This window comes from Blastococcus sp. TF02-09 (genome assembly GCF_003319105.1).
Classification (GTDB): Bacteria; Actinomycetota; Actinomycetes; order Mycobacteriales; family Geodermatophilaceae; genus Blastococcus.
The window spans coordinates 65,012-91,537 of the sequence record NZ_QOHH01000012.1; the positions used below are offsets into that span (position 1 = coordinate 65,012).

General features: G+C 73.5%; 21 protein-coding genes and 1 riboswitch. Of the genes, 9 read left to right on the top strand and 12 right to left on the bottom strand.

Features of this window, described 5'->3' with window-relative positions; genetic code table 11:
- Positions 1-40 precede the first annotated feature (40 nt).
- From DQ239_RS17015 to DQ239_RS17025, 3 genes are all read right to left on the bottom strand, one after another.
- A complete protein-coding gene (locus DQ239_RS17015; protein ID WP_113835603.1) occupies positions 41-1,108 on the bottom strand; it encodes a DNA polymerase domain-containing protein in 1,068 nt (355 codons plus the stop codon).
- A 52-nt stretch (positions 1,109-1,160) separates the two neighbouring features.
- Complete coding sequence (locus DQ239_RS17020; protein WP_113835669.1) at positions 1,161-2,732, bottom strand: alpha/beta hydrolase; 1,572 nt, start codon at positions 2,730-2,732, stop codon at positions 1,161-1,163.
- Between the two features lie 70 nt (positions 2,733-2,802).
- A complete protein-coding gene (locus DQ239_RS17025; protein WP_113835604.1) occupies positions 2,803-3,876 on the bottom strand; it encodes an ATP-dependent DNA ligase in 1,074 nt (357 codons plus the stop codon).
- 107 nt (positions 3,877-3,983) lie between these two features.
- On the opposite strand from DQ239_RS17025, the gene DQ239_RS17030 reads away from it, so the two are divergent.
- Positions 3,984-4,325, top strand: a complete 342-nt coding sequence (locus DQ239_RS17030; protein WP_113835605.1) for a GYD domain-containing protein — start codon at positions 3,984-3,986, stop codon at positions 4,323-4,325.
- Here DQ239_RS17030 and DQ239_RS17035 read toward each other — a convergent pair.
- From DQ239_RS17035 to DQ239_RS17055, 5 genes are all read right to left on the bottom strand, one after another.
- Positions 4,322-4,933: a CoA pyrophosphatase gene (locus DQ239_RS17035; protein WP_233489422.1), complete on the bottom strand. Its 612-nt coding sequence runs from the start codon at positions 4,931-4,933 to the stop codon at positions 4,322-4,324. The two genes, DQ239_RS17030 and DQ239_RS17035, sit on opposite strands and share 4 nt — an antisense overlap.
- Positions 4,930-5,673: a dihydrofolate reductase family protein gene (locus DQ239_RS17040; protein ID WP_113835606.1), complete on the bottom strand. Its 744-nt coding sequence runs from the start codon at positions 5,671-5,673 to the stop codon at positions 4,930-4,932. The genes DQ239_RS17035 and DQ239_RS17040 overlap by 4 nt, the downstream gene beginning before the upstream one ends.
- A gap of 2 nt (positions 5,674-5,675) precedes the next feature.
- Positions 5,676-7,430, bottom strand: coding sequence for a malto-oligosyltrehalose trehalohydrolase (gene treZ, locus DQ239_RS17045; RefSeq protein WP_113835607.1), 1,755 nt, complete (start codon positions 7,428-7,430; stop codon positions 5,676-5,678).
- A gap of 170 nt (positions 7,431-7,600) precedes the next feature.
- On the bottom strand, positions 7,601-8,200 hold the full coding sequence (locus DQ239_RS21325; protein ID WP_113835608.1) for a transglycosylase family protein: 600 nt from the start codon (positions 8,198-8,200) through the stop codon (positions 7,601-7,603).
- A gap of 3 nt (positions 8,201-8,203) precedes the next feature.
- A riboswitch (cyclic di-AMP (ydaO/yuaA leader) is annotated at positions 8,204-8,365 on the bottom strand.
- Positions 8,366-8,570: 205 nt separating this feature from the next.
- The gene (locus tag DQ239_RS17055) at positions 8,571-9,314 is read right to left on the bottom strand and encodes a methyltransferase domain-containing protein (protein ID WP_113835609.1); all 744 of its coding nucleotides are present in this window, start codon (positions 9,312-9,314) and stop codon (positions 8,571-8,573) included.
- A gap of 118 nt (positions 9,315-9,432) precedes the next feature.
- Between DQ239_RS17055 and DQ239_RS20465 the strand changes: the two genes are divergently transcribed.
- Complete coding sequence (locus tag DQ239_RS20465) at positions 9,433-9,582, top strand: hypothetical protein (RefSeq protein ID WP_158544880.1); 150 nt, start codon at positions 9,433-9,435, stop codon at positions 9,580-9,582.
- A 28-nt stretch (positions 9,583-9,610) separates the two neighbouring features.
- Here the strand turns inward: DQ239_RS20465 and DQ239_RS17060 are convergent, their stop codons facing one another.
- From DQ239_RS17060 to glgX, 3 genes are all read right to left on the bottom strand, one after another.
- Complete coding sequence (locus DQ239_RS17060) at positions 9,611-10,483, bottom strand: MOSC N-terminal beta barrel domain-containing protein (RefSeq protein WP_113835610.1); 873 nt, start codon at positions 10,481-10,483, stop codon at positions 9,611-9,613.
- A 131-nt stretch (positions 10,484-10,614) separates the two neighbouring features.
- A complete protein-coding gene (gene treY / locus DQ239_RS17065) occupies positions 10,615-12,960 on the bottom strand; it encodes a malto-oligosyltrehalose synthase (RefSeq protein ID WP_113835611.1) in 2,346 nt (781 codons plus the stop codon).
- The gene (gene glgX / locus DQ239_RS17070; protein ID WP_113835612.1) at positions 12,957-15,065 is read right to left on the bottom strand and encodes a glycogen debranching protein GlgX; all 2,109 of its coding nucleotides are present in this window, start codon (positions 15,063-15,065) and stop codon (positions 12,957-12,959) included. The genes treY and glgX overlap by 4 nt, the downstream gene beginning before the upstream one ends.
- A gap of 430 nt (positions 15,066-15,495) precedes the next feature.
- Here glgX and uvrB point away from each other — a divergent pair, with 430 nt between their 5' ends.
- The 7 genes from uvrB to DQ239_RS17105 all read left to right on the top strand — a co-directional run bounded on the left by uvrB (position 15,496) and on the right by DQ239_RS17105 (position 25,751).
- Positions 15,496-17,613 (top strand): excinuclease ABC subunit UvrB, encoded by a 2,118-nt coding sequence (uvrB, locus tag DQ239_RS17075; RefSeq protein ID WP_113835613.1) that lies wholly within the window; start codon positions 15,496-15,498, stop codon positions 17,611-17,613.
- A 17-nt stretch (positions 17,614-17,630) separates the two neighbouring features.
- Positions 17,631-19,112: an alpha/beta hydrolase domain-containing protein gene (locus DQ239_RS17080; protein ID WP_113835614.1), complete on the top strand. Its 1,482-nt coding sequence runs from the start codon at positions 17,631-17,633 to the stop codon at positions 19,110-19,112.
- Between the two features lie 245 nt (positions 19,113-19,357).
- Entirely contained in the window at positions 19,358-20,482 is a 1,125-nt protein-coding gene (locus DQ239_RS17085) for a TerC family protein (RefSeq protein WP_113835615.1), read from the top strand.
- A gap of 308 nt (positions 20,483-20,790) precedes the next feature.
- Positions 20,791-21,885 carry a TerC family protein gene (locus tag DQ239_RS17090; protein WP_113835616.1) on the top strand — a complete coding sequence of 365 codons (1,095 nt, stop codon included), beginning with the start codon at positions 20,791-20,793 and terminating at the stop codon, positions 21,883-21,885.
- Positions 21,886-21,930: 45 nt separating this feature from the next.
- The gene (locus tag DQ239_RS17095) at positions 21,931-23,253 is read left to right on the top strand and encodes an MFS transporter (protein WP_113835617.1); all 1,323 of its coding nucleotides are present in this window, start codon (positions 21,931-21,933) and stop codon (positions 23,251-23,253) included.
- Between the two features lie 43 nt (positions 23,254-23,296).
- On the top strand, positions 23,297-25,270 hold the full coding sequence (locus DQ239_RS17100) for a S9 family peptidase (protein ID WP_113835618.1): 1,974 nt from the start codon (positions 23,297-23,299) through the stop codon (positions 25,268-25,270).
- Between the two features lie 163 nt (positions 25,271-25,433).
- Positions 25,434-25,751: a hypothetical protein gene (locus DQ239_RS17105; RefSeq protein WP_113835619.1), complete on the top strand. Its 318-nt coding sequence runs from the start codon at positions 25,434-25,436 to the stop codon at positions 25,749-25,751.
- A 101-nt stretch (positions 25,752-25,852) separates the two neighbouring features.
- On the opposite strand, the gene DQ239_RS17110 is transcribed toward DQ239_RS17105, so the two are convergent.
- Entirely contained in the window at positions 25,853-26,515 is a 663-nt protein-coding gene (locus tag DQ239_RS17110) for an MBL fold metallo-hydrolase (protein ID WP_113835620.1), read from the bottom strand.
- Positions 26,516-26,526: the final 11 nt, after the last annotated feature.

Consider the following 26,526-nt stretch of genomic DNA (forward strand, 5'->3'; position numbering starts at 1 on the left):
ACACGCGGGCGGGCTGCCGTCGGGGACGCCCCTGCCGCGGTCAGGCCTCGTCGGCGGCCGGCTTCTTCGCGCGGCTGGGCTGCACGCGCATCGGCTCGCCCGGCATCTTCGGGTAGTCCGGCGGATAGGGCAGGTCGCCCAGGCCGGCGTCCTTCGCCTGGCGCTCGGCCAGCTCCAGCAGCGGCTCGATGCCGAACGCGTGGTCGGCCAGGCCGGCGTGCTTGTCGCCGACCTCCCGGAAGCGCGCCGGCATGGTGAGGACGTCGAAGTCGAAGGGCGTGACGTCGGGGAGCTCGTCCCAGTCGACCGGAGCGGACACCGGCGCGTGCGGCTTGGGCCGGATGGAGTACGCCGAGGCGATCGTGCGGTCCCGGGCCATCTGGTTGTAGTCGATGAAGATCTTCTCGCCGCGCTCCTCCTTCCACCACGACATGGTCACGCGGTCGGGGAGCCGGCGTTCCAGCTCGCGGCCGAACGCGATGACCGCCCGGCGGACGTCGGTGAAGGTCCACCGGGGCTGGATCGGCACGTAGATGTGCACGCCGCGCCCGCCGGAGGTCTTCGGCCAGCCCTCCATGCCGAACTCGTGCAGCAGCTCCCGCACGTGCGGGGCCACCCACACGGCGTCGGCGAAGTCGGTGCCCGGCTGCGGGTCGAGGTCGATGCGGATCTGGTTCGGCGACTCGACGTCGGCCTTGCCCACCGGCCACGGGTGGAAGGTCAGCGTGCCGAGGTTGGCGCACCAGGCGACGACGGCGACGGAGTCCGGCGCGATCTCGTCGGCGGTCCGCCCGCTGGGGAAGGTGATGTGCGCCGTCGGCACCCACTCGGGGGCGTTCTTGGGCACCCGCTTCTGGTAGAACGCGTCGCCGGTGTTGTCCATGCGCGTGGACAGCCGGGCGCCCTCGAACACCCCGCCGGGCCAGCGCTCCAGCGTCGTCGGCCGGTCCTTGAGGGCGAACAGGATGCCCTCGCCGACGGCGACGAAGTACTCGACGACGTCGATCTTGCGGATGCCCTTGTCGGCGAAGTACGGCTTCTCCGGGCTGGAGATCCGCACCTCGTGCCCCGCGACGTCGAGGATCATTGCGTCCTTGCTGCTCGCCATCTACCTGCCGTTCCGTCTGCGGCAGAGCTGCTCCTCGGCCGGGGGCCGAGTCTCACGCAGGGCAGGTCAGCCCGTCCAGCGGAACCACCAGGTCGATGAGGTAGCGGTTCACCGCGTCGTTGATGCACTGGTTCTTCGGGTACGCGGTGTGCCCCTGCCCCTGCCAGGTGAGCAGGACGCCGGAGGTCAGCTGCTCGGCCATGTCGACCGCACCCGGCAGCGGGGTCACCGGGTCACCGGAGTTGCCGACGACGAGGATCGGCGCGCTGCCCTCGGCGTCGCGCTCGGGCAGCGGCGTGCGCTCGGCCTCCCACGGCGTGCAGGTGTAGAGCGACGCGGCCGTGCCGGCGCCGAACAGGGGGTACCGGGCGTCCCACTCGGCGGCCAGCCGGCGCACCTCGTCGGTGTCGATCTCCTGGTCGGTGTCCGCGCAGTTGATCGCCACGTTCGCGTCCAGCTGGTTGGAGTAGGTCCCGTCCTCGAGCCGGCCGACGTAGCTGTCGGCGAGCGAGAACAGCCCGGCGCTGTCGCCGTTCCGGGCGGCGGCCAGCGCCTGCGACAGCTGCGGCCAGGTGTCGGTGTCGTACAGCGCCGCGGTGATCGCGGTGAGGACGACACCGGGCGTCGCCTGACGGGTCTCGCCCTCGGCGGAACTGGGGATGGGTCCCAGGGCGGCCTGGAGCATGAGCTCGTCGGTGAACCGGCGCGGGTCCGGGCCGACGGGGCAGCCGGCGATGAGGGCCAGGCAGTTCTGCGCGAAGGCGTCGAAGCTGGCCTCCAGGCCGGCCGCCTGCGCCTCGGCGTCGGCCTGCGCGTCGGCGTCGGGGTCGACGGCCGCGTCCAGCACGAAGGCGCGCACCCGGTCGGGGAAGAGCTCCGCGTAGGTCGAGCCCAGCGTGGTGCCGTAGGAGTACCCGAGGTAGGTCAGCTGCTCCTCGCCGAGGGCCTCGCGGAGCAGGTCCATGTCGCGGGCGGTGTCCACGGTGTTGAAGGCGCCCAGGGCCTCCGGGGACTCGTAGCGGTCGGCGCAGTCCTGCGCCACCTCGTCGGCGAGCGCGAAGACCTCGTCCAGCTGCTCGGCGCTGGTGGGCTGCGGCTCGGAGGCCACCAGCCGGTCCTTGGTCTCGTCGGGGATGCACTCGACGGGGGAGGAGAGCGAGACGCCGCGGGGGTCGAAGCCGACGATGTCGAACCGGCGGAGCACGTCCTCGGGCAGTGTGAGGGCCAGCCCAATCGCGGCGTCCACACCGGAGGCGCCCGGCCCGCCGGGGTTGACCACCAGCGAGCCGATCTTGTCGGTCTGCCCGGGGAACACGGCCCGCACCACCGTCATGGGCAGGCGCTCGCCCTCGGGCTCGTCGTAGGTGATCGGGACCTCGACCTGGGCGCGGTCGAAGGACAGGCCCCGCTCGCTTCCGGGCCGGCCGGCGACGAGCGGCTGGATCAGGTCGTTCGACGGCGTCCACTCGACGGGTTCGGCGGTCGGCTCGGCCGGCGCGCTGCTCGTCGTCGGCGCCGCCTCCTCGTCGGACCCCCCGCCGGAGGTGCAGCCGGCGACGAGCAGGGTCAGCGCGGCGAGCAGGCTGGGGACGACGGCACGCCGGCCGCGGTGGTGCGAACGCATGATCACGAGCGTAGGAGCCCTCCGGCACCCGCGCAGACCGCCATCGGGGCCCTGGGGCCCGTTCACCCGGTCAGGGGGTCTCCAGCACCTCGGCCAGGTCGTACCGCACCGGCACGTCGAGCTGGTCGTACGTGCAGCTGAGCGGGTCGCGGTCGGGGCGCCAGCGCAGGAACTGCCCGGTGTGACGAAGTCGACGGCCCTCGAGCTGGTCGTACTTGATCTCGACGACCAGTTCGGGCCGCAGCGGGACCCAGGAGAGGTCCTTCTTCGCGTTCCACCGGCTGACCGCCCCGGGCATGCGGTTCTCGCCGTTCTCCTGCACCCGGGCGTTGGCCCAGTCCTGCCACGGGTGCCCGTCCAGCGCCTGCGCGCGGTAGGGCTCGAGCTCCTCGACCAGCTCGGCCCGGCGCTTCATCGGGAACGACGCCGCGACGCCGATGTGCTGCAGGCCGCCGTCGTCGTACAGGCCCAGCAGCAGCGAGCCGACGATCGGCCCGCTCTTGTGCCAGCGGAACCCGGCGACCACGCAGTCGGCGGTGCGCACGTGCTTCACCTTGGTCATCAGCCGCTGGTCGGGGCCGTAGGGCAGCTCGGGGCTCTTGGCGACGACGCCGTCCAGCCCGGCACCCTCGAAGGTCTCGAACCAGCGCTGCGCGGTGTCGGCGTCCTCGGTGATCGCGGTGAGGTAGACCGGCGGCCGCGTGCCGGCCAGCGCCGTCTGCAGCAGCTCCCGCCGCTCGCCGAAGGGCCGGTCCACCAGCGACTCGTCGCCGAGCGCGAGCAGGTCGAAGGCCACGAAGGAGGCCGGGGTCTGCTCGGCGAGCAGCTTCACGCGCGACTCCGCCGGGTGGATCCGCTGGAGCAGCGCCTCGAAGTGGAGGCGGTCACCGGCGGGGACGACGATCTCGCCGTCGACGACGCAGCGCTCGGGCAGGTGCTGCTTGACCGCCTCGACGACCTCGGGGAAGTAGCGGGTCAGCGGGCGTTCGTTGCGGCTGCCCAGCTCCACCTCGTCGCCGTCCCGGAAGACGATGCACCGGAAGCCGTCCCACTTCGGCTCGTACAGCAGCCCGTCGCCGGTGGGCAGCTTCGTGGCGGCCTTGGCCAGCATCGGCTTGACCGGCGGGTTCAGCGGCAGCTCCATGCCGGTCAGTCAAGCAGCACGGTCGAAGCGCGTGCGCAGCTCTCGACCCGGTCCGGCCCGCACCCCTAGCCTCGAGGCGCGCGGGGGGTGACCCAGGAGGCACGACCATGCCCCTCTACCTGACCCGGTTCCGCTACACCCCGGAGACCTGGGCGATGCTCATCGCGCAGCCCGAGGACCGGCGGCGCGCCGCCTCCGCCTACATCGAGTCCGTGGGCGGGCAGCTGCACGGCTTCTGGTACGCCTTCGGCGAGTACGACGGCGTCACCCTCTGGGAGGCTCCGGACAACGTCTCGATGGCTGCCGTGGTCCTCGCCATCGGGGGCGGGGGCGCGCTGGGAGCCATCGAGACGACCGTGCTCCTGACCGTCGAGGAGACGATCGCGGCCCTGGAGCGAGCCCAAGGGGTGGGCTACCGGGCGCCGGGGAGGTCGGAGGCTCTGGCCTAGCGCCAGGCGAAGACCGGCTGCTCGTAGTGGGCCACGCGCCGCAGCTCGCCGCGGCAGGCGATGCGGACGAACTGGTGCACGACGGCCGCGGTGGGCGCGTGCACGAACCGGCCCATGAGCGGCAGCCTGATCACCGGGGCGTCGGACTCCGGGATGGTCTCGAACACCGGGTCGACGTCGAGGTCGGCCAGCGGCACCTCGTAGACGGCGGCCACCTCCGGCTCGGAGCCGGCGAACCCGTCGACCGGGCCGGCCCAGCAGACCACCGGCGTCATCACGTAGCCCGAGCGGGTCACGTAGTCGTCCAGCAGCCCGAGGACCGCCGAGCGGTCGAGGTCGAGACCGATCTCCTCGTGCAGCTCGCGCAGCGCGCCGTCGACCGGGCCCTCGCCGGCGTCGAGCCGGCCACCCGGCAGCGCCCACTGCCCGGCGTGCGCGCGCAGCCCGGCGGCCCGGCGGGTGATCACCAGCGCCGGTGCGCCGTCCCGCTCGGTGACGCAGAGCGCGACGGCGGCCTGCTTGAGGTCGGGGCGGTCGGCGGCGACCCGGGGGAAGTCGCCGACCCGCCCCGCGACGGTGGCCCGGTCCAGCGGTGCCGGCTCGCTCACGGGAGCTCCTCCTCGCCGCCGGTCACCCGGTAGCGGGTGAACAGCACGCCGTCCTCCTCCAGCACCTGGCGCAGCTCCAGCCCGACCGGCGCCGGCAGGTCGCCGGGCAGCAGCCGCTGCGCCGACCCGACCAGCGCCGGTGCGATCGTCAGGTCCAGCTCGTCGACCACCCCCGCTCCCAGCGCGGCGCGGAGCAGCTGCGGGCCACCCTCGCACGTCACCTGCTCCAGACCCCGCTCGGCCAGCGCGGCCACGGCGGCGGGCAGGTCGACGTCGTCGTCCCCGCACACCAGCACCGTGGCGCCCGCGGCGGACAGGGCCGCGCGCCGGCCGGCGTCCGCCGCCGCGCAGGTGACCACCAGCGTGGACGGCTCCGCCGCCAGCGCCGACCCCGGATCCAGCGACGCCGAGCGGGAGACGACCGCGATCGGCAGCCCGGCCGGCCGGCCGATGGACGTCCGGAGCAGGCCCACGGGGGAGTCGGGCGCGACCGGCCGGTACCCCTCCGCGCCCGCCGTGCCGGCGCCGACGAGGACGACGTCGGCGAGCGCCCGCAGCACGCGGAACACCCGCTTGTCACCGGGCGAGCCGAGGCCGGCGCTGCGCCCGTCGACGGCGATCGAGCCGTCCGGCGACGCGACGAAGTCCATCCGCAGCGACCGGCCGGGCGGGAGCCGGTAGGCGTCCACCAGCGCGGCGTCGTCCAGCTCCGCGGCGGGCGGGGGCAGCAGCCGGCGCATCGTCAGCGGGTGCTCAGCACGGCGGCGCTCTCCGGCGGCACGGTGACGGTGCCCTGGTCCACCGCGGGCGGCTCGGCGGTCGCGAACAGCACCTCGCCGACGGGCCGGTCGAGGTCGATCTCGCGCGGCTCCTCGGCCAGGTTCACCACCACCCGCAGCGAGCCGCGGTGCACGACCAGCCAGCGGTCGGCGTCGTCCCAGTCCACCTCGACCGCGGTCAGGTCCGGGTCGACCAGATCGGGGTGCGCCCGGCGCAGCGCGAGCAGGGAGCGGTGCACGGCCAGCAGCCGGTCGTGCGGCTCCTGGGAGAGCTCGGACCAGTCCAGCTTCGAGCGGGTGAACGTCTCCGGGTCCTGCGGGTCGGGGACGACGTCGGCGTCCCACCCGTGCTCGGCGAACTCGCCGATCCGCCCCTCGGCGGTGGCCTTGCCCAGCTCCGGCTCCGGGTGGCTGGTGAAGAACTGCCACGGGGTGCTCGCGCCCCACTCCTCGCCCATGAACAGCATCGGGGTGAACGGGCTGGTCAGCGTGACGGTCGCGCCGACGGCGAGCAGCGCGGGGGAGAGGGTGGCCGAGATGCGGTCGCCGACGGCGCGGTTGCCGATCTGGTCGTGGTCCTGGAGGTAGGCGAGGAACTTCCAGCCGGGCAGCGTCGCGGTGTCGACCGGCCGGCCGTGGTGCCGACGGCGGAAGCTCGACCACGCGCCGTCGTGGAAGAAGGCCCCGGTCAGCACCTTGGCCAGGCCCGCGATGCCCGCCTCGGCGAAGTCGGAGTAGTAGCCCTGGCCCTCACCGGTCAGCGTCGAGTGCAGCGCGTGGTGGAAGTCGTCGCTCCACTGCGCGGTCAGGCCGAGGCCGCCGGCGGCGCGCGGGGTGACCATCCGCGGGTCGTTGAGGTCGCTCTCGGCGATGAGAGTGAGCGGCCGGCCCACCGCGACCGACAGCTTGTCCACCTCCTGCGCCATCTCTTCGAGCACGTGGGTGGCGCGCTCGTCGACCAGCGCGTGCACGGCGTCCAGCCGCAGCCCGTCGACGTGCATGTCGCGCAGCCACATGAGCGCGTTGTCGATGATGTAGCGGCGCACCTCGTCGGAGTCGGGGCCGCTGAGGTTGACCGAGTTCCCCCAGGTGTTCGCCCCGCCCTCGGAGAAGATCGGGAAGAACTCCGGCAGGTAGTTCCCGGACGGGCCCAGGTGGTTGTAGACGACGTCCTGGATCACGCCGAGGCCCTGCTGGTGGCAGGCGTCGACGAACCGCTGGTAGGCCGCCGGGCCGCCGTACTGCTCCTGCACGGCGTACCAGAGGACGCCGTCGTAGCCCCAGTTGTGCGTGCCGTTGAACCCGTTGACCGGCAGCAGCTCCACGAAGTCGACGCCGAGGCGGACTAGGTGCCCGAGCCGGCCGATCGCGGCGTCGAGGGTGCCCTCCGGGGTGAACGTGCCGACGTGCAGCTCGTAGACGACGCCACCGGCCAGCGGGCGCCCGGTCCAGGCGCCGTCGCCCCACGCGTAGGACTCGGGCTCGTACCGGCGGGACAGGCCGTGCACGCCCTCGGGCTGGCGCCGGGAGCGGGGGTCGGGCCGGGGTGTCTCGGTGTCGTCCAGGAGGAAGCCGTAGTCGGCCTCCGGGCCCGCCTCGACCTCGGCACGCCACCAGCCGCCGTCGCCGCGGGTCATCTCGTGGACGGCGCCGTCGACCTGGACGCGCACCCGCTCCGGCAGGGGTGCCCAGACGGTGAACTCGACGGGTGCGGACATGCGGGAGCCTCCGGAACGGGACGGTGGGTGGTGCGGGCGGGTCGGGCCCGGTGCGGCGGGTGGGCCAGAGCGGATCATGCCCGCAGCCGCCGCCGCCAATCCCTGCGGAGGGCCGGACCGGCGACGTCCGGAGCGCAGGGCTCCGGACGCCGTCGGTGGGCGTCCCCGGGTCAGAGCTTCAGGTGCTGGCCCACCCGGATCAGGTTCGGGTTCCGGACGGTGTCCCGGTTCTTCGCCCAGAGGGCCCGCCAGCCGCCGTCGACGCCTTGGGCCCGGGCGATCTTCGCCAGCGTGTCGCCAGGCCGGACCGTGTAGGAGTGCCCCGACGACGCGCGCGCCGGAGGTGCGGCCGGTGCCGCGACCCGGTGCGCCGGCGCCGCCGCCCGGGGTGCCGCCGCGACGGCCGTGGTGCCGGACCGCAGCTGCTTGCCGCAGGTGGGCCAGGCGCCGACGCCCTGGGTGAGCAGGACCCGCTCCGCCACCGCGATCTGCTCCGCGGGGGTGGCGAGGTCGGCCCGCGGGGCGAACTCGCCGCCGCCGTGGCCCAGCCACGTCGGCGAGCTGAACTGCAGCCCGCCGTAGTAGCCGTTGCCGGTGTTGATGCTCCAGTTGCCCCCGGACTCGCACCGGGCGACGCCGGACCAGTCGTGCGGTGCCGCCGAGGCGGGCGCCGCGAGCACGCCGATGCCGATCGCCGCGGCCCCGGCGAGGACGGCGCCCCCGCGGAGGACGCGCCGGCGGGCAGGGGTGGTCGATGACTGCTGTGACATGGGTGATCCTCCGATCACCGCCTGCGAGGTGAGCTGTCGGGTTCGGGCGAATCGGTGTGCCCGGCCGCGTGCCCGGGAAGGGGGCAGGGGCGGCTTCACCCCGAGGCGCGCGTGCGCGCCGGTGGTGGGTCCCCCGCCCCCGTCCTGGGGTGACTCGGAGTCAGGCTCCGGCGGACGGGGTTCGGCGGTCCGGAGCCTCGCGCCCGGCGCGGAAGGCCGGGGGCGCGGATGACGCTAGGGGCGGACCCCGGCGCCGTCGCGGGGGAGCGAGCGGTGTCCGGCCGGTCGCCCCGGCGTGGCGCCGCCACGCCGCGTCGCGACCGCGCCACGTCCCCGCGTGACACCGCTGCGTGCCCGGCTCGGCCCCGCGTCAGAGGTCGACGGCGACCGTGCAGTACCCGACGTCGAGGGAGTCGGCGTGCACCAGGTCGGGGTGAGCCCGGTGCCAGGCGCCGGAACGGACGTCCGCCTCGAGGCGCCGCAGCCCGTCGGCCAGCGCCGCGGGGTCCGTCGTCGCGAACACCGACATGCCGGCCCGGACCTCGGGGTCGAGATAGGCCTCGGGACGACGCCAGAAGGCCGCAGCGAAGCCGTCGACGCAGTCGTGCGGCACGGGCACCGGCCGGATCTTGGCGTCGGCGCCGAGCAGGCGGGTGAGCTCCTCGATCCGCCCGGCCAGGCGCGCGTCGGTCTCGGCGGCGGCCGGCAGGTAGTCCCGGAGCAGCCAGAAGTCAGTCACCCGGTCGGGCCACCAGGTGAAGAACACCGCGCGCCGGCGGGCGACCCGGCGCAGCTCCGCCACCCCCGCGGCGACGTCGCTCCAGTGGTGGACGGTCAGCACGGCGAGGGCGGCGTCGACGGCGTCGTCGGGCAGCGGCAGCGCCTCGGCCACCGCGGCCACGGCCGGGGCGGCGCCTGCGGGCCGCTGGTCGATCATCACCCGGCTCGGCTCGACGGCGAGCACCGTCTCCGGCGGCTCGTAGGCGCCCGCGCCCGCGCCGATGTTCACGACGCTGCCGACGTCGCCGAGGGCGTGCCGGATCGCCGCCGCGATGCGCGGGTCCGGCACGCGGGTCCGCCGGTACGAGCGGCCGATCCGGTCGTAGAGCGCCATCCGCGGAGCATGCCGCGCCGGAGCCCGCCGAACCATGCGAACTCGTGGTCATGGACTGCTGATCGCCACGACTTCGCATGATTCGGGGCGTGGATGAGCACCCGACGACCCGGACCTCATGGTTGCGAGCGGGCGGATCACCCCGGCCGAGCGCGAGCGCATCCGTGCCGAGGCGGCAGCCGTCGCCGGGCAGCTGGACGCGGGCACGAGGTGGTGGGCGCCGTGGGACGACTGGCACCCGGGGGACGTGCCGCCGTCCTCCCAGTAGAGGGACGGCGGGTCCGGCCGGCCGCGGGTCAGACCAGGGTGACCGGGTCGCCGGTGCGGAGGACGCCCTCGCCGGTCACGTCCGCGTAGACCCCGGCGCACGCCCAGGTGCCCAGCCCGGGGATCTCGCGGCGATGGTGCCGGGCCACCGTGCGCAGGGTGCCGCGGTCCTCGGGCAGGTCGCCCTGGGCGAGGGTCGTCATGACGCAGCGCATGGTCAGCATCCGGACCGCGGCCCGGGCGGAGTCGCCCAGGCAGACGCTCCGGCCCACCCACGCGTCCTCGGCGAACCCCGGGTCGGTGCCGGCGACCAGGATGTTGGGGCGGTACCGCAGAACGTCGAAGGCGCTACCGTCGCCGAGGCCGCTGAGCTCGTCGAGGGTGGCCTGCGTCATCAGGTGCAGCGCGGCGAGGTCGAAGAAGGTCCCCGGCGAGGCCATCTGGGCCAGATCGATGACGCTGACCGGCTCCTCACCCTCGAAGGCGTGCGTCGTCCCCGCGATGAACTGGGCCGGTGCCAGGCCGTCGATGGCCGGCCACTGCTCCTCGAACCGGCTACCGGGCGGCACCTCGCTGGTCAGCCGCACGGGCCGGCCCAGCAGGTCGGACAGGGCAACGTCCGTGGCGGGGGAGTCGCTGCTGAGCTCGGTGCCGTCGGGCATCGTGACCAGCACCGGGGGCGGGGCCGCGCCGGGGTCGGGCTCTGTGGCGAAGCGGGCGGACAGACCCAGCAGCGCGCCCCATTTGCGGGGGTGCTTGGCGCTGGCCACGGTCCCGTCAGCGGGGTCGACCAGCGCGTAGGCGCGGTCGCCGAGCAGCCCCCGACCGGTCACCGAGGCCTGCTCCACCCGCTCGCCGAGCATGGACTTCACCGGGAAGCGGTAGAGCGCGTCGATGTGCACGGCGCATCAGACCACGACCCCCGGGGCCGTGGCGAGACCGCCGATCGACAGCGGCGGGCGACCGGGTGCGCGGATGCGTCAGCTCTCGGTAGAGGACGACGCATCCGCGCACCCGGTGGAGTGCGCGCGGGTCAGTCCCGGACGAGCAGGGCCACGGGCAGCCGGGCGAGCAGCACGTCGGCCGCCACGCCCGCCACGTCGGACACGACGCGCTCACCGGTGAGCAGGTCGCGCCACGCGCCGGTGGGCAGCTTCAGGGCGGTGTCGCCCCAGCCGTTCTCCGCCAGTCGGGCCGGCAGCCGGGTCGCGACGACGACGACGCCGGCCTGGTCGGCGCTGCCGCGGTCGTAGGCGACCACGCACTCGGCGGCCGACCCGGTCACCTGCACCGGGGCGTAGCCGCTGAACAGCTCCGGGGTGTCCCGGCGCGCCCGCAGCACCCGCGACGTCACCAGGAGCTTGGCCGCACCGCTGCCGTCGACGGCGGGCACGGTGCCGTTGTCGAGATCGGCCAGCAGCCGGCGCCGCAGCGCGTAGTCGACCGGCCGGCGGTTGTCCGGATCCACCAGGGAGAAGTCGTACAGCTCGGTGCCCTGGTAGACGTCGGGGACGCCGGGCATCGTCAGCTGCAGCAGCTTCTGGGTCAGCGAGTTCGACCAGCCCAGGGGCGCGATCCGGGCGACGAACGCCTCGATCTCGGCCGTCGTCGTCGGGTCGTCGAAGGCGGCGTCGGCCAGCGCGTGCAGCTGCTCCTCGAACTCCTGCACCGGGTCGGTCCAGGTGGTCGAGGTGCCGGCCTCGCGCGCGGCCTTCTCGACGTAGGCGTGCGCCCGTTCGCGGGACAGCGGCCAGGCGCCGATCAGGTTCTGCCACACCAGGTGGGCCAGCGGCCGGTCGGCCAGCGGGTGCCGGGCGAGCCACCCGCGCACCAGCGCCGCCCACTCGGAGGGCAGCTCGGCGAGCACGGCCAGGCGAGCCCGCACGTCCTCGCTGCGCTTGGTGTCGTGGGTGGACAGCGTGGTCATCGCCAGCGGCTTGACCGCGAGCCGGTGCTCCTGCGCGGCGTGGAACTCCTCGACGGTGCCGCCGAAGTGCGCCGGGTCGCCGCCGACCTCGTTGAGCGCGACGAACCGCGGCCACCGGTAGTAGGCGCTGTCCTCGACGCCCTTGGCCATCACCGGGCCGCTGGTCTGCTCGAAGCGGGTCGCCGCCTCGCTGCCGGCCTGCGAGAGGACGGGGTAGAGCGCGTCGACCGCCGGCGTCAGGTCCGGCCGCCGCTCGCGGACCGCCGTCACCGCGGCGTCGAGGTGCTCGCGGCCGTCGGGCAGGTAGCTGCGGTAGACGGCGAAGGTGGCCAGCAGCTCGGCCAGCGCCTCGGTCTGCTGCGCGCGGTCGACGCCGGGCAGCTCGCCGATCACCCGCACCAGGCGGGCGACCTCCGAGCCGAGCATGCCGTCGGTGACCTCGCGCTTGCAGCGGCGCACCAGCTCGGCGTAGTCGACCGGCCCGCCGGCCAGCTCGGTGTCCAGCGCCGTCATCGCGGGCTCCCCGGCCGGGTCGACGAGCACGCGGTCGACCTCGGTCAGCGCGTCGTAGCCCGTCGTCCCCGCCGTCGCCCAGCCCTCGGGCAGCTCCTCGCCGGGCTCGAGGATCTTCTCGACCACGGTCCAGCGCCCGCCCGACGCCTCGGCCAGCCGGTCGAGGTAGCCGCGGGGGTCGGCCAGGCCGTCGGGGTGGTCGATGCGCAGCCCGTCGACGGCGCCGTCCCGGACCAGCTGGAGCACCAGCTCGTGCGTCGCGTCGAAGATCGCCGGGTCCTCGACGCGGAGCCCCGCGAGGGTGTTGATGGCGAAGAACCGCCGGTAGTTGAGGTCGGAGTCGGCGCGACGCCAGTCGACCAGCTCGTAGTGCTGGCGGGCGTGCACCTCCTGCGGCGTCCCGCCGTCCGTTCCCGGGGCGATCGGGAAGCGGTTGTCGTAGTACCGCAGTTCGCCGTCGACGACCTCCAGCTTCTCGACGTCGTCCGCCGAGCCCAGGACGGGGATGCGGACCTTGCCGCCCCCGAACTCCCAGTCGATGTCGAAGGCCGAGGCGTGCGCGCTCTGCTGCCCGTGCTGGAGGACGTCCCACCACCAGGGCGCGGCCGCGGGGTCCGCGACGCCCATGTGGTTGGGGACGAGGTCGAGGACGAGGCCCAGCCCGTGCTCGTGCAGCGCCGCGACGAACCGGTCGAAGGCCTCGCGGCCACCGCGCGCCTCGTCGATGTGCGCGTGGTCCACCGTGTCGTAGCCGTGGGTGCTGCCCTCGGCCGAGCGCAGCAGCGGGGAGGAGTAGGCGTGCGTGACGCCCAGGTCGGCCAGGTAGCCGGTCACCTCCGCGGCGTCGTCCAGGGTGAAGCCGGCATGGATCTGCAGCCGGTAGGTCGCCGCGGGAACGCCCCGGCGGCGGTCGCCGCCGGGGCCCTGCGCCGCGGTCACTCCGCGGGCCCGGTCAGGACGACGGTCGAGCGGCCCTGGACGGTCACGGTGTCACCCGGCTTGACCTCGACCGGCTCGACCTCGTGCATCTCGGCGGTGTCGAGGACCGTGGTCCAGCTCCGCGAGTAGTCGTCGTTGGGCAGCGTGAACTCGATCGCGTCGGGGGAGGCGTTGTAGGCCAGGAAGAAGTGGTCATCCTTGACGTACTCGCCGCGCTCGTCCATCTCGCGGATGCCGACGCCGTTGAGGTAGACCGCCAGCGACTTCGCGTGGGCGGCGTCCCAGTCCTCGTCGGCCATCTCCTCGCCGGCCGGGGTGAGCCAGGCGATGTCGGGCACCGGGTCGCCGAGCCCGCGGCGGACCGGCCGGCCGTTGAAGAACCGCCGGCGGCGGAACGTCGGGTGGTCGGTGCGCAGCTTGGTGACCTTCTTGGTGAACTCCAGCAGGCCCTCGTCGACGTTCTCCCAGTCGATCCAGGTGAGCGGGGAGTCCTGGCAGTAGCCGTTGTTGTTCCCGCACTGGGTGCGGCCGAGCTCGTCGCCGTGCAGGAGCATCGGCACGCCCTGGCTCAGCATCATCGTGGCGATGAAGTTGCGCCGCTGCTGGGCGCGCAGCTGGAGGATCTCGGGGTCGTCGGTCGGGCCCTCGACGCCGTGGTTCCAGCTGCGGTTGTGGCTCTCGCCGTCGTTGTTGCCCTCGCCGTTGGCCTCGTTGTGCTTCTCGTTGTACGAGACGAGGTCGTTGAGGGTGAACCCGTCGTGCGCGGTGACGAAGTTGATGCTGGCCACCGGACGCCGGCCGGAGTGCTGGTAGAGGTCGGAGGAGCCGGAGATGCGGTCGGCGAACTCGCCGATCGTGCCGCCCTCGCCGCGCCAGAAGTCGCGCACGGTGTCGCGGTACTTGCCGTTCCACTCGGTCCACAGCGCCGGGAAGTTGCCGACCTGGTAGCCGCCGTCACCGATGTCCCACGGCTCGGCGATCAGCTTGACCTGGCTGACGACCGGGTCCTGGTGCACCAGGTCGAAGAACGCCGACAGCCGGTCCACCTCGTGGAACTGGCGGGCCAGCGTGGACGCCAGGTCGAAGCGGAAGCCGTCGACGTGCATCTCGGTGACCCAGTACCGCAGCGAGTCCATGATCAGCTGCAGCGACTGCGGGAGCCGGACGTTGAGCGAGTTCCCGGTGCCCGTCGTGTCCATGTAGTACTGCGGGTCGTCCTCGACCAGCCGGTAGTACGTCCGGTTGTCGATGCCCTTGAACGACAGCGTCGGGCCCAGGTGGTTGCCCTCGGCGGTGTGGTTGTAGACGACGTCGAGGATGACCTCGATGCCCGCCTCGTGCAGGGCCCGGACCATGCCCTTGAACTCCTGCACCTGCTGGCCGTTGCTCGACTGCGCGTACTCGTCGTGGGGCGCGAAGAAGCCGATCGTGTTGTAGCCCCAGTAGTTGCGCAGGCCCTTCTGCAGCAGCGTGTCGTCCTGCACGAACTGGTGCACCGGCATGAGCTCGATGGCGGTGATGCCCAGGTCGGTGAGGTGCTCGATCGTCGCCGGGTGCGCGACGCCCGCGTAGGTGCCGCGCAGCTCCTCGGGGATCCGCGGGTTGGTCATCGTCAGGCCCTTGACGTGGGCCTCGTAGATGACGGTCTTGTTGTAGGGCGTCCGCGGCGGGCGGTCCACGCCCCAGTCGAAGTACGGGTTGACGACGACGGACTTCGGCATGTGCGCCGCGGAGTCGTCGTCGTTGCGCTCCTTGGTCTCGAAGTCGTAGCCGAACACCGACGGGTCCCAGTCGACTTGGCCGTCGATCGCCTTCGCGTACGGGTCGAGCAGCAGCTTGTTCGGGTTGCAGCGCAGGCCCTGGGCGGGGTCGTGCGGCCCGTGCACACGGAAGCCGTACTTCTGGCCGGGGTGGATGCCCGGCAGGAACGCGTGCCAGACGTAGCCGTCCATCTCGGGGAGCCGGATGCGCTCCTCGTTGCCCTCGTCGTCGAAGAGGCAGAGCTCGACCTTGTCGGCCACCTCGCTGAAGATCGCGAAGTTGGTGCCCGTGCCGTCGTACGTGGCCCCGAGGGGGTAGGCACTGCCTGGCCATACCTGGGTCATGAACCGGTTCCTCCTGCTGCTTGCCCCGCCCAGGGGACTGGGCCTCTCCGCGGTGTGGGAGCAGGCCGGGACGGGCGACCGCAGGACCCTGCCCTGCCGACGGGCTCCGCACACCTGGGAACGGTGTGAGCCTGACGGCTCCGCGAGAGGCACGACGGCGCCCCCGCGGCCGTGCCGCGGGGGCGCCGTGCGCGGAGCGGCGGACCGACCTCGCCCGGAGGGATCCGGGTGGCGCTGGCCCGTGGGCGCTCCTGCGAGGCGCGACGCTAGGGCCCGCACGCGGGCGACCGCAAGTACATGGAACCGGACCGTTGCGTCCGGTTCGGCGGCGGCCCGCCGGACCCCCGGCGCACGCCCACGGGGGGTGCCTGCCGGACCTCCTGCGCTCGCGGCCCGGCGTTCTGTCGCACCTCCGTCGTACCGTCGTCCCGTGCGCACGTCCACCGACATCAGGCCCACCCAGGGCCGCTTCCGCGTCGTCAGCGAGTTCGAGCCCGCGGGCGACCAGCCGGCGGCCATCAAGGCGCTCGCCGAGCGGGTGAACGCGGGCGAGGAGCACACGGTGCTGCTCGGTGCCACCGGCACCGGCAAGTCGGCGACGACGGCCTGGCTGATCGAGCAGGTGCAGCGGCCGACGCTGGTGATGGCCCCGAACAAGACGCTCGCCGCCCAGCTGGCCAACGAGTTCCGTGAGCTGCTGCCCGACGCGGCCGTCGAGTACTTCGTCTCCTACTACGACTACTACCAACCCGAGGCCTACGTCCCGCAGACGGACACCTACATCGAGAAGGACTCCTCGATCAACGAGGAGGTCGAGCGGCTGCGGCACTCGGCGACGAACAGCCTGCTCACTCGCCGCGACGTCGTCGTGGTGTCCACGGTCTCCTGCATCTACGGCCTGGGCACGCCGCAGGAGTACGTCGACCGCGCGCTGAAGATCAAGGTGGGGGAGGACCGCGACCGCGACGAGCTGCTGCGGACCCTCGTCACCGAGCAGTACACCCGCAACGACCTCTCCTTCACCCGTGGCACGTTCCGGGTCCGGGGCGACACGATCGAGGTCTTCCCGGTGTACGAGGAGCTCGCGGTCCGCATCGAGATGTTCGGTGACGAGGTCGAACGGCTGTACTACCTGCACCCGCTCACCGGCGAGGTCGTGCGCGAGGTCGAGGAGCTCTTCGTCTTCCCCGCGAGCCACTACGTCGCGGGGCCCGACCGCATGGAGCGGGCGATCCGGGGCATCGAGGCCGAGCTCGAGACCCGGCTGGCCGAGCTGGAGCGGCAGGGCAAGCTGCTCGAGGCACAGCGGCTGCGCATGCGGACCACCTACGACATCGAGATGATGCGGCAGGTCGGGTTCTGCTCCGGCATCGAGAACTACTCCCGGCACATCGACGGCCGGGCGCCCGGCAGCGCCGGGTCCTGTCTCATCGACTACTTCCCGGACGACTTCCTGCTGGTCATCGACGAGTCGCACGTCACCGTGCCGCAGATCGGCGGCATGTACGAGGGCGACATGAGCCGCAAGCGCACGCTCGTCGACCACGGGTTCCGGCTCCCGTCGGCGATGGACAACCGCCCGCTGAAGTGGGAGGAGTTCACCGACCGGATCCACCAGTCCGTCTACCTGTCGGCGACGCCGGGCGACTACGAGCTGGGCAAGGTCCAGGGCGACGTGGTGGAGCAGGTCATCCGCCCGACCGGCCTGGTCGACCCCGAGGTCGTCGTGAAGCCGACCAAGGGGCAGATCGACGACCTGGTGCACGAGATCCGCCTGCGCACCGAGAAGGACGAGCGGATCCTGGTCACCACCCTGACCAAGAAGATGGCCGAGGACCTCACCGACTACCTGCTCGAGCTCGGCATCAAGGTGCGGTACCTGCACTCCGAGGTCGACACCCTGCGCCGGGTCGAGCTGCTGCGCGAGCTCCGCCAGGGCGAGTACGACGTGCTGGTCGGCATCAACCTGCTGCGCGAGGGCCTGGACCTGCCCGAGGTCTCGCTGGTCGCCATCCTCGACGCGGACAAGGAGGGGTTCCTCCGGTCGGGCAAGTCGCTCATCCAGACCATCGGCCGCGCGGCGCGCAACGTCTCCGGCCAGGTGCACATGTACGCGGACACCATCACGCCGTCGATGGCGCAGGCGATCGAGGAGACCAACCGGCGGCGCGAAAAGCAGATCGCCTACAACACCGCCCACGGCATCGACCCGCAGCCGCTGCGGAAGAAGATCGTCGACATCCTCGACGGCATCTACCGGAGCGCCGAGGACACCGAGGCGGCCACCGAGCTGCTGGGCGGCTCCGGCCGGCAGCAGTCCCGCGGGAAGTCGCCGGTGCCGGGCCTGTCGTCGAAGGGCAAGGCCAAGGCCGGCTCGATCGACGTGCAGGGGCTGCCGCGGGCGGAGCTGGCCGACATGATCCAGACGATGAACGACCAGATGCTCGCCGCGGCCCGGGACCTGCAGTTCGAGGTCGCGGCGCGGCTGCGCGACGAGCTGACCGAGCTCAAGAAGGAGCTCCGCCAGTTCGACGCCGCCCACGCCTGACCCGGGAGTGCCACCCCATGACCCGCACGCCCGGCTCCCGTCCGACCGCCACGGACGGGAGCGGGAACGCCGTCTCGCGCGCGGGCTCGGCGGTCACCCGCGTCGAGGCCACCAGCACCACGCTTGTCCTTGGCGACCGGGAGTGGCGGCGGACCACCGGCACGCTGCACGGCGTCGTCGGCCCGGGGGAGCGGGTGGCCGGTCTGGCGGAGCTCCCCACCGACGACGAGGGCCGGTACGCCTACAGCGCGGAGTTCGAGGTGCTCGAGCCCGGGGGCGCCGGTGACCTGGTGCTCGTCGACATGGAGAACCGGGGGCGGCCCGCGACGCTGATGGCGCTGGAGCAGCTGGCTCCCGCGTCCGCGGACAGCACCCCGACCGGGGCGGTCTACCCGCCGGGGCGGGGCACCGGTTTCCTCGCCGGGCAGGACCTCGGCTATGCCCGGGTCCAGTGGGAGTCCGGCATCGCCGCCGGCGTACCCGCCACGGCGCAGGGGGTGGGGGAGGTCGTGGTCCGCGACTTCGGCCGGCTGCTGACCGGCGCGGTCGCTTCGCCGGAGGGCGCCGTGCTGCCGCGCTTCGGGACGGCGGTCCTCACCGGCATCAGCCAGAGCGCCTGGTTCGTCACCACGTTCCTCGCCGAGGGCTTCAACGTCGACCCGGACACCGGCGACGGCGTCTACGCGGCCGCCCTCGCCGTCTCCAGCACCGGCAACTGGCTGGCGATCAACGCGCTGGCCGGGGAGGAGGCGCAGCGGCCCTACCTGCTGGAGCACGGGGTGCCGCTGGCCTACGAGCAGATCCTCACCCGGCCGGCCAGCGACCCGCTGTACGTCGACGTCGCCACCTACACCGACTACTACCGGCTGCGGGCGAGCGTCACCGCGCACGCCGACCGGCCTGCCGACGTCCGCCGCTACGACTGGCCCGCCCCGCACGCCGGCCCCGCCTACCCGGACGAGGTGGTCTTCGGCCTGCTCGGCTGCAACGGCGGCGTCGCGGTGCCGCGGAACCCGATCGCCTACGACCCCTACCTCCGCAGCGTGGTCGCCGACCTCGCCGCCGTGCTCCGCGGGCCGGGCGCCGACGGTGCCGGGCTGCCCGCGTCGGCGGTGTTCGAGCTGGTGCCCCCGCCGCCGTCGGCCGCCGTGAACGAGCTGCCCGGCGTGCCGCTGTCCGTACCGGCCGTGGACGACGACACCGCCCAGCCGCTCGGCGGTGTCCGCTTCCCGGACGCGGTCGTCCCGCTCGGCCGGCCGCTCCCGGTGGCGCTGGGCCCCGTGGGCACGTCGTCGATCACCGACGTGTGCGGCAACTGGGGTGGGTGGGAGCCGTTCCCGGCCGAGGAGCTGCGGGCGCGCTACGGCGACGTCGAGGGCTACCTGACCCGGTACGGCGCCGCGGTGGACGAGCAGGTCCGGGCGGGGTACCTGCGCGCGGACGAGCGGGCACCGATGCTGGCGCGGGCCCGCGCCGCCTTCCTCGCCGCCGGGGCCTGACGCACCCCGCGACGTCGGAACGTGATCAGCGCCATAGCTGGGCGTTCCCGGGAACCCGATCAGCCGTCGAGGCGTTCCTGCCCATGACGAGCGCCGCTCCCGCAGGGGCGCTCGGGGAGGGGAGTATCCCCGCACGGCGAGGTCGTCAATACGGGGTCCGATGACCCCCGGCCCGTCGGCCGCCACAGCAGTGGCGGTGGGAGAGACCTCCGGTACTGACGAATCGCCAGTCATCGGAGGCTTTCTTGGACGTCCCCTTCTGGGTCTGGGCCCTCACCGTCGGCCTGATCCTCGGCATGCTGATCTTCGACCTCGTGGGTCACGTGCGGACGCCGCACGCGCCCACCCTGCGCGAGTCCGCGATCTGGTCCGGCGTCTACGTCGGCATCGCCGTCGTCTTCGGGTTGCTGATCTTCTGGTTCTACGGAGCGCAGTTCGGCGGTGAGTACTTCGCCGGCTACATCACCGAGAAGAGCCTGTCGATCGACAACCTCTTCGTCTTCGTGCTGATCATGGCCAGCTTCGGCGTCCCCCGGGAGCTGCAGCAGAAGGTGCTGCTCTACGGCATCACCTTCGCGCTGGTCCTGCGCACGGTCTTCATCCTCGTCGGCGCCGCGGCCATCGAGAACTTCAGCTGGGTGTTCTACCTGTTCGGCGCGATCCTGATCTGGACGGCGTGGGCACAGGCCCGGTCCGGTGGGCACGACGACCACGAGGACTACAAGGAGAATCTGCTCCTGCGCGGGGCCAAGAAGGTCTTCTCGACCACTGACGAGTACCACTCGGACAAGCTGTCGGTGCGCATCGACGGCAAGCGCTACATCACGCCGCTGGCCATCGCGCTGATCGCCATCGGCAGCGCCGACATCCTCTTCGCGGTCGACTCCATCCCGGCGATCTTCGGCCTGACCCAGGAGACCTACCTGGTCTTCGCCGCCAACGCCTTCTCGCTGCTGGGGCTGCGCCAGCTGTTCTTCCTCATCGACGGGCTGCTCGACCGGCTGGTCTACCTCTCCTACGGCCTGGCCGTGATCCTGGGCTTCATCGGCGTCAAGCTGGTCATCCACGCCCTGCACACCAACGAGCTGCCGTTCGTCAACGGTGGTGAGCACATCACGGTGATCCCGGAGATCCCGACCTGGCTGTCGCTGTCGGTCATCCTCGTGACGCTGGCCGTGACGACCGTCGCCAGCCTGGCGAAGAACCGGCGTGACCGTGCCGAGCGCTCCGAGCTCGCCGCCGGCGCCCCGGGCCCGGTGGACGACGCCGCGGCCGGGACCACCCGGGCGGTGCGCGCCGCCGACGAGGTCGAGGGGCGTTCCGCCGGCGAGGCCGCGAGCCGGTCCGCCGACGTGCTCGACCCGCGCTGACCCCGCCGCGCCTTCTCGCCGGCGCCTCCACCGGCGCCGGCGAGAAGGGGTTCCGGCAGGTCGGCCGAGGCGGCCGCGCCGCGTCGTGGCGCCGTCGCCGCCGGGGTACGGTGAGCGCCACGAGCCCCGGTGCCCGCAGGCAGTGACGCCCGCACGGTGACGGGGTCGCACGATGGAGGGGAGTATCCCCCCGCGGCAGCGTCGTCAACACGGGATCCCGCGATTCCCGGTGCTGCCGGTCGCCGGTCCCGAACCGGCGGTGGGAGAGACCTCCGGTGCCGACGCCTGTCCCCGGAGGAACTCAGCGCATGGAACTTCCCGTCTGGTTCGAGGTCGCGACGTTCGTGGGACTCACCGTCCTGCTGCTCGCCGACCTCGCCATCGTCGCCCGCCGCCCGCACGAGCCCTCCATCCGGGAGGCCAGTCTCTGGGTGGCCTTCTACGTCAGCCTGGCGCTGCTCTTCGGCCTGGCCATGCTGGCGTTCACGAACAGCACCTACGCGACGGAGTTCTACGCGGGCTGGCTGACCGAGTACTCGCTCTCGGTGGACAACCTGTTCGTCTTCGTGATCATCATGGCCCGCTTCCAGGTGCCGCGGAAGTACCAGCAGGAAGCGCTGATGATCGGCATCATCATCGCGCTGGTCCTGCGCGGGATCTTCATCCTGCTCGGTGCCGTGGTGATCGAGCGGTTCGTGTGGGTCTTCTACGTCTTCGGCGCGTTCCTCATCTACACCGCGATCAACCTCGTCCGGCACCGCGACGAGGACGAGGACTACGAGGAGAACGCGTTCATCCGGCGGATGCGCAAGGTCCTGCCGATCACCCAGGACTTCCACGGCGCGAAGATCCGGGTGAGCGAGAACGGCAAGAAGATGTGGACGCCGATGATCGTCGTCATCCTGGCGCTCGGGACGACGGACCTGATCTTCGCGCTGGACAGCATCCCGGCGATCTTCGGTCTCACCCGCGAGCCGTTCATCGTCTTCACGGCCAACGTCTTCGCCCTCATGGGCCTGCGCCAGCTGTACTTCCTGCTCGGCGGCCTGCTCAAGCGCCTGGTCTACCTGTCGCTGGGGCTGGCGGTCATCCTGGCCTTCATCGGCGTCAAGCTGATCCTCGAGGCGGTGCACGAGAACCAGCTGCCGTTCGCCGGGGAGCGCGAGCCGATCTCGAGCGTCCCGGAGATCCCGATCTGGCTGTCGCTGTCGGTGATTCTCGGCGTGCTGATCATCGCCACGGTGGCCAGCCTGCTCAAGACCCGCGGCCAGTTCGCCGCCCCCGGCGCCCCCGACGTCGACCCCGGCACGGCGCGGTCCGTGCCCACCGGGGGCCCGGAGGCGGCAGCGGCCGCCGAGAGCCGGATCGCCGACGAGCAGGACGAGGACCGCGCCCGCCGATGACCCCCGGCGGAACATCCACCGGCGCGGACGGGTTGCCCCGCCTTCGTGGGTGAACGGACGGGCGCCGGTCGCGTAGCCGCACTGGTCGGGCTGCTGTTCGGCCTCGCCGGGATGGGCAGCGCGGCCGTCGCCGTCACGCTGCCGGCCATCGCGGAGGACCTCGACCTCACCACCGGGGGCGTGTCCTGGGTCATCAGCCTGTACGCGCTGATGCTCGCGGTGGCGACGGCGGTCTACGGCCGCGCGGCCGACCTCGCGGGCATCCGGCTGCCGCTGCTCGTCGGGGTCGGGCTCATGGCCGGGAGCGCCCTGCTGGGGTGCCTGGCGCCGAGCATCGAGGTGCTGCTGGCGGCCCGGGTGCTGCAGGGCACCGGGGCGGCCGCCGTCCCCGTCCTGGGCATGGCCATCGTCAGCGCCCGCTACGACGGCGCCGTCCGCACCACCGCCCTGGGGCAGGTCGCCGGGACGGCGGCCGCGGTCAGCGCGCTCGGCCCGCTCGCGGGTGGCCTGGTGGCCGACCTCGCCGGCTGGCGGGCGGTCGTCGCGCTGCCCGCGCTCGGCCTGCTCCTCGTGCCCGCGCTGTGGCGGGCGCTGCCCACGCAGGGCACCGGCGCCCGGCTGGACCTCTTGGGCGCGGGGCTCGTGGCCGGCACGGCGGCCGGGCTGGTGCTGCTGGTGCAGTCGCCGGCGTCCGGGGTCGTGGTGGCCACGGCCGGGGCGCTGCTGCTCGCGCTCGGCATCCCCGCGGTGGCGGCGTGGGTGCACCGCCGCCCGGAGGGCTTCCTGCCGCGCCGGGTCGTCCGGGAGCCCGTGGTCGTCCGCAGCGCGCTGGCCGCCTCCGCGGTGCCGGCCGCCTGGTTCGCGCTGCTCATCGCCGTCCCCGCCGTCCTGGCCGCGCGCGGCTGGACGCCGCTGCAGGTGGGGCTGGCGCTGGTGCCCAGCGCGCTGACCGGGTTCCTCGCACCCCGGCTGGCCGGGCCGCTGCTCGCGCGCCTGGGGCCGGCCCGGTCCCTGGTCACCTCCGACGCCACCGCCGCGCTGGCGCTCGTGGTTGCCGCCCTGGGCGCGGCCCGCGGGTCGGCGGCGATCCTGGTGACGGCGGTGGTCCTCGTGACCCTGGCCTTCGGGCTCGGGCAGCCGGCGCTCATGGCCGCCGTGGGCGACGCCGTCCCGCCCGACGTCCGCGGCGTGGCCCTGGGCATCGCCACGCTCGTGTTCCTCGTGGGCGGTGGCGTGGGTTCCGCCGTCGTCGGCGGGATCGGTGAGGCGCTCGGCGTCGACCGCAGCCTGCTGCTGCTCGCGGCGCTGCCGTTGCTGGGCAGCCTGGCGCTCGTGAGCACGATCCGCGCCGCCCGCGTGGCCTCCTGACCGGTCCGGAGCGCCGGACCCGCACCGACTAGCGTCGCAGGCCATGCGCCCCGACGACCTCGCGTGCCTGCGCACCCCGGGCGTGCCCACCGTCTCGCCGGACGGCCGCATGGCGGTGGTGGCCGTCGAGCGGCTCGACCTCGGGGCCGACGAGTACCGCGCCCAGCTGTGGGCGGTGCCCACCGACGCCTCCGCGCCGGCCCGGCCGATCAGCGCCGGGCACCGGGACACCGCTCCGGCGTTCTCGCCCGACGGCCGGTGGCTGGCCTACCTGGGCGCCGAGCCCGGCGGCCGGCCGCAGATCTGGCTCCTGGCCACCGCCGGGGGCGAGCCGCGGAGGCTCACCGACCACCCGCTGGGCGCGGGGGACCCGGTGTGGTCGCCGGACTCGCGGCGGCTGGCCTACGTCGCCCGCGTCCCCGAGCCCGGCCGGTACGGCACGCTCGACGGCGTCGGGCCCGAGGCCGAGGCGCCCCGCCTGATCACCACGCTGCAGTTCCGGGAGGACGGCGTCGGCGTGGTCACCGACCGGCGGCGGCAGGTGTTCGTCCTGGACCTGCCGCCGGCGTTGCGGGACGACGCCGCACCCCTGCCCGAGCCCGTGCAGCTCACGCCCGGGGACAGCGACTGCACCGACGTCGCCTGGTGCCCCGACGGCCAGGCGCTGGCGTTCGTCACGTCCCGCCACCCGCGCGCCGACCGCGACCTGGTGCGCGACGTCCACGAGATCGGCGCCGACGGCACGGGGCTGCGCCGGGTCACCGGCTGCCGCGGGCTGTGCACCGGCCCGGCCTACGCGCCGGACGGGACGCTCGTCGTCACCGCCGTCCCGGACCTGGGGCCGGAGGGCACCGACGTGATGGCGCGCCAGTCCGTGCCCTGCCGCGTGGGGCCCGGCGGGGAGCTCCACCCGCTGCTGGACCCTGAGTCCGACCACCGGGGGGACGAGACGCCCACGACGGTGGTGGCCGACGGCGCCGTCCTCGTCGGGTTCGAGCGGCGCGGCGCGGTGGAGCTGATGCGCGTGCCCCTCGACGGCGGCGAGCCCGAGGTGCTGGTCGACGGGCGGTTCACCGTGCGCGGCGTCGCGGCCGGGGGCGGGGTCGTCGTCGCCACGGTGGCGCACGACCGCTCGGCCGGTGAGCTGGTCGCGCTGTCCGGCGGTGAGCGGCGGCTGCTCACCGGGTTCGGCGCGGAGCTCGGCGGCACCGGCCGGCTGCACCGGATGCGGCAGCGGACGGCCACCGCCCCGGACGGCTATCCCGTGCACGGGTGGGTGACCACCCCGCCCGGCCCCGGGCCGCACCCGGTCGTGCTGCTGATCCACGGCGGCCCCTTCACCCAGTACGGCTGGACGTTGTTCGACGAGACGCAGGTCCTCGTCTCGGCCGGCTACGCGGTGGTCCAGTGCAACCCGCGCGGCTCGTCGGGCTACGGCGCGGCGCACGGGCGGGCCATCCGGCACGGATGGGGTGGCCTGGACGCCGACGACGTCGTCGCGTTCCTCGACACCGTGCTGGCCGATCCGGCGCTCGACGGCGACCGGGTGGGCATCCAGGGCGGGTCGTACGGCGGGTACCTGACCGCGTTGCTGATCGGCCGCACCGACAGGTTCGCCGCCGCGGTCGCCGAGCGGTCGTTCGTCGACCCGGTGAGCTTCGTGGGCTCCTCGGACATCGGCTGGTACTTCCCGGACGAGCACCTGGGCACCGACCCGGCGCGGATCGCCGCGCAGAGCGCGCTGGCCGGCGCCGGCGCGATCACCACACCCAGCCTGGTCATCCACTCCGAGGAGGACTGGCGGTGTCCGGTGGAGCAGGGCACTCGCCTGTACGTCGAGCTCAAGCGCCGGGGCGTCGCCGCCGAGCTGCTGCTCTTCCCGGGCGAGGGGCATGAGCTGTCCCGGTCCGGCCGGCCGAAACACCGGCTGGCCCGGTTCGAGCACATCCTCCGCTGGTGGGCGCGCTGGCTGCCGACCCCGCAGAACCCGGGCCCGCCCGCCGACGAGGTGCGCTGATGCGTCGTTCCAGTCACTGGAATGACGCATCGGCGCACCAGGACGCGGTTCCCGGAGCTGGTGGACGCCCTTCCGAGCCGCCGACGCCGGGTTCCCGCCGCGCCTCGTGCGGGGCTAGGTCGGGCAGCGGGCCGCCCCCGTCCGCGGACCACTAAGGTGAGGCATGGCGCTCATCTACCCGGTCCTCTCGGATGCCCCCGACCCCGACGAGGAGGCGCTGCCCGACTTCGCCGAGCTCGCGGCCGACCTCTCCGACCAGTGGCTCGTCGAGGTGGCGGTGGGGGAGGACGGTGACGAGGGCTGCTTCGGCCCGCTGAGCGCCCGCGCCGCCTGGGACCTCGCGGTGGGCGTCGACCAGCGCCGTCCCGACTGGGAGATTTCGATCCTCCCGCTGTACCAGCCGGGCACACCGGACGAGCTGGCCGCCGCCTTCAACGACGAGGACGACGAGGACGACGACGCGGGCACCGCCCCCGCCTGACGGTCGCCGCCCCGCCGAGTGCTGGGTGGGCGCCGCCCGCCGCGGCGTGTCCGCGCGTGTCGCCGACCGCAACCCCGCAGTCGCGGCCGGGGCGGGGCCGCTCACCAGCCGCGGGCGCGCCACTCCGGGAGGTTCGGGCGTTCGGCACCCAGCGTCGTGTCCGCGCCGTGACCGGGGTAGACCCAGGTGTCGTCCGGGAGCGTGCCGAAGAGCCGCTCCTCGACGTCGTCGATCAGGCTGGCGAACCGGGCGGCGTCCTGCTGGGTGTTGCCGACGCCGCCGGGGAAGAGGCTGTCGCCGGTGAAGACGTGCGTGCCCGCGTCGCCGGGGCCGCGCCAGACCAGCGCGATGCTGCCCGGCGTGTGCCCGCGCAGGTGCACGACCTCCAGCACCTGGTCACCGACCGCGACGGTGTCGCCGTGCTCGACCGGCCGGTCGACCGGGACGGGCAGGTCGGCGGCGTCGGCCGGGTGCGCGACGGTGACGGCGCCGGTCGCGGCCACGACATCGGGCAGCGCGCGGTGGTGGTCCCAGTGCCCGTGCGTGGTGACGACGGTGCGCAGCGGGTCGTCGCCCACCAGCGCCAGCAGCTTCTCGGGCTCGGCCGCGGCGTCGACGAGCAGGGCCTCGCCGGTGGCCGTGGAGGTCAGCAGGTAGGCGTTGTTCGCCATGTCGCTGACCGCCAGCTTGCGGATCGTGAGGCCCGGCAGCTCGCGGACGTCGGGTGCTCCGCCGACCTCGACGTTCCCGGTGTAGGAGCTCATCTCCGGCCTCC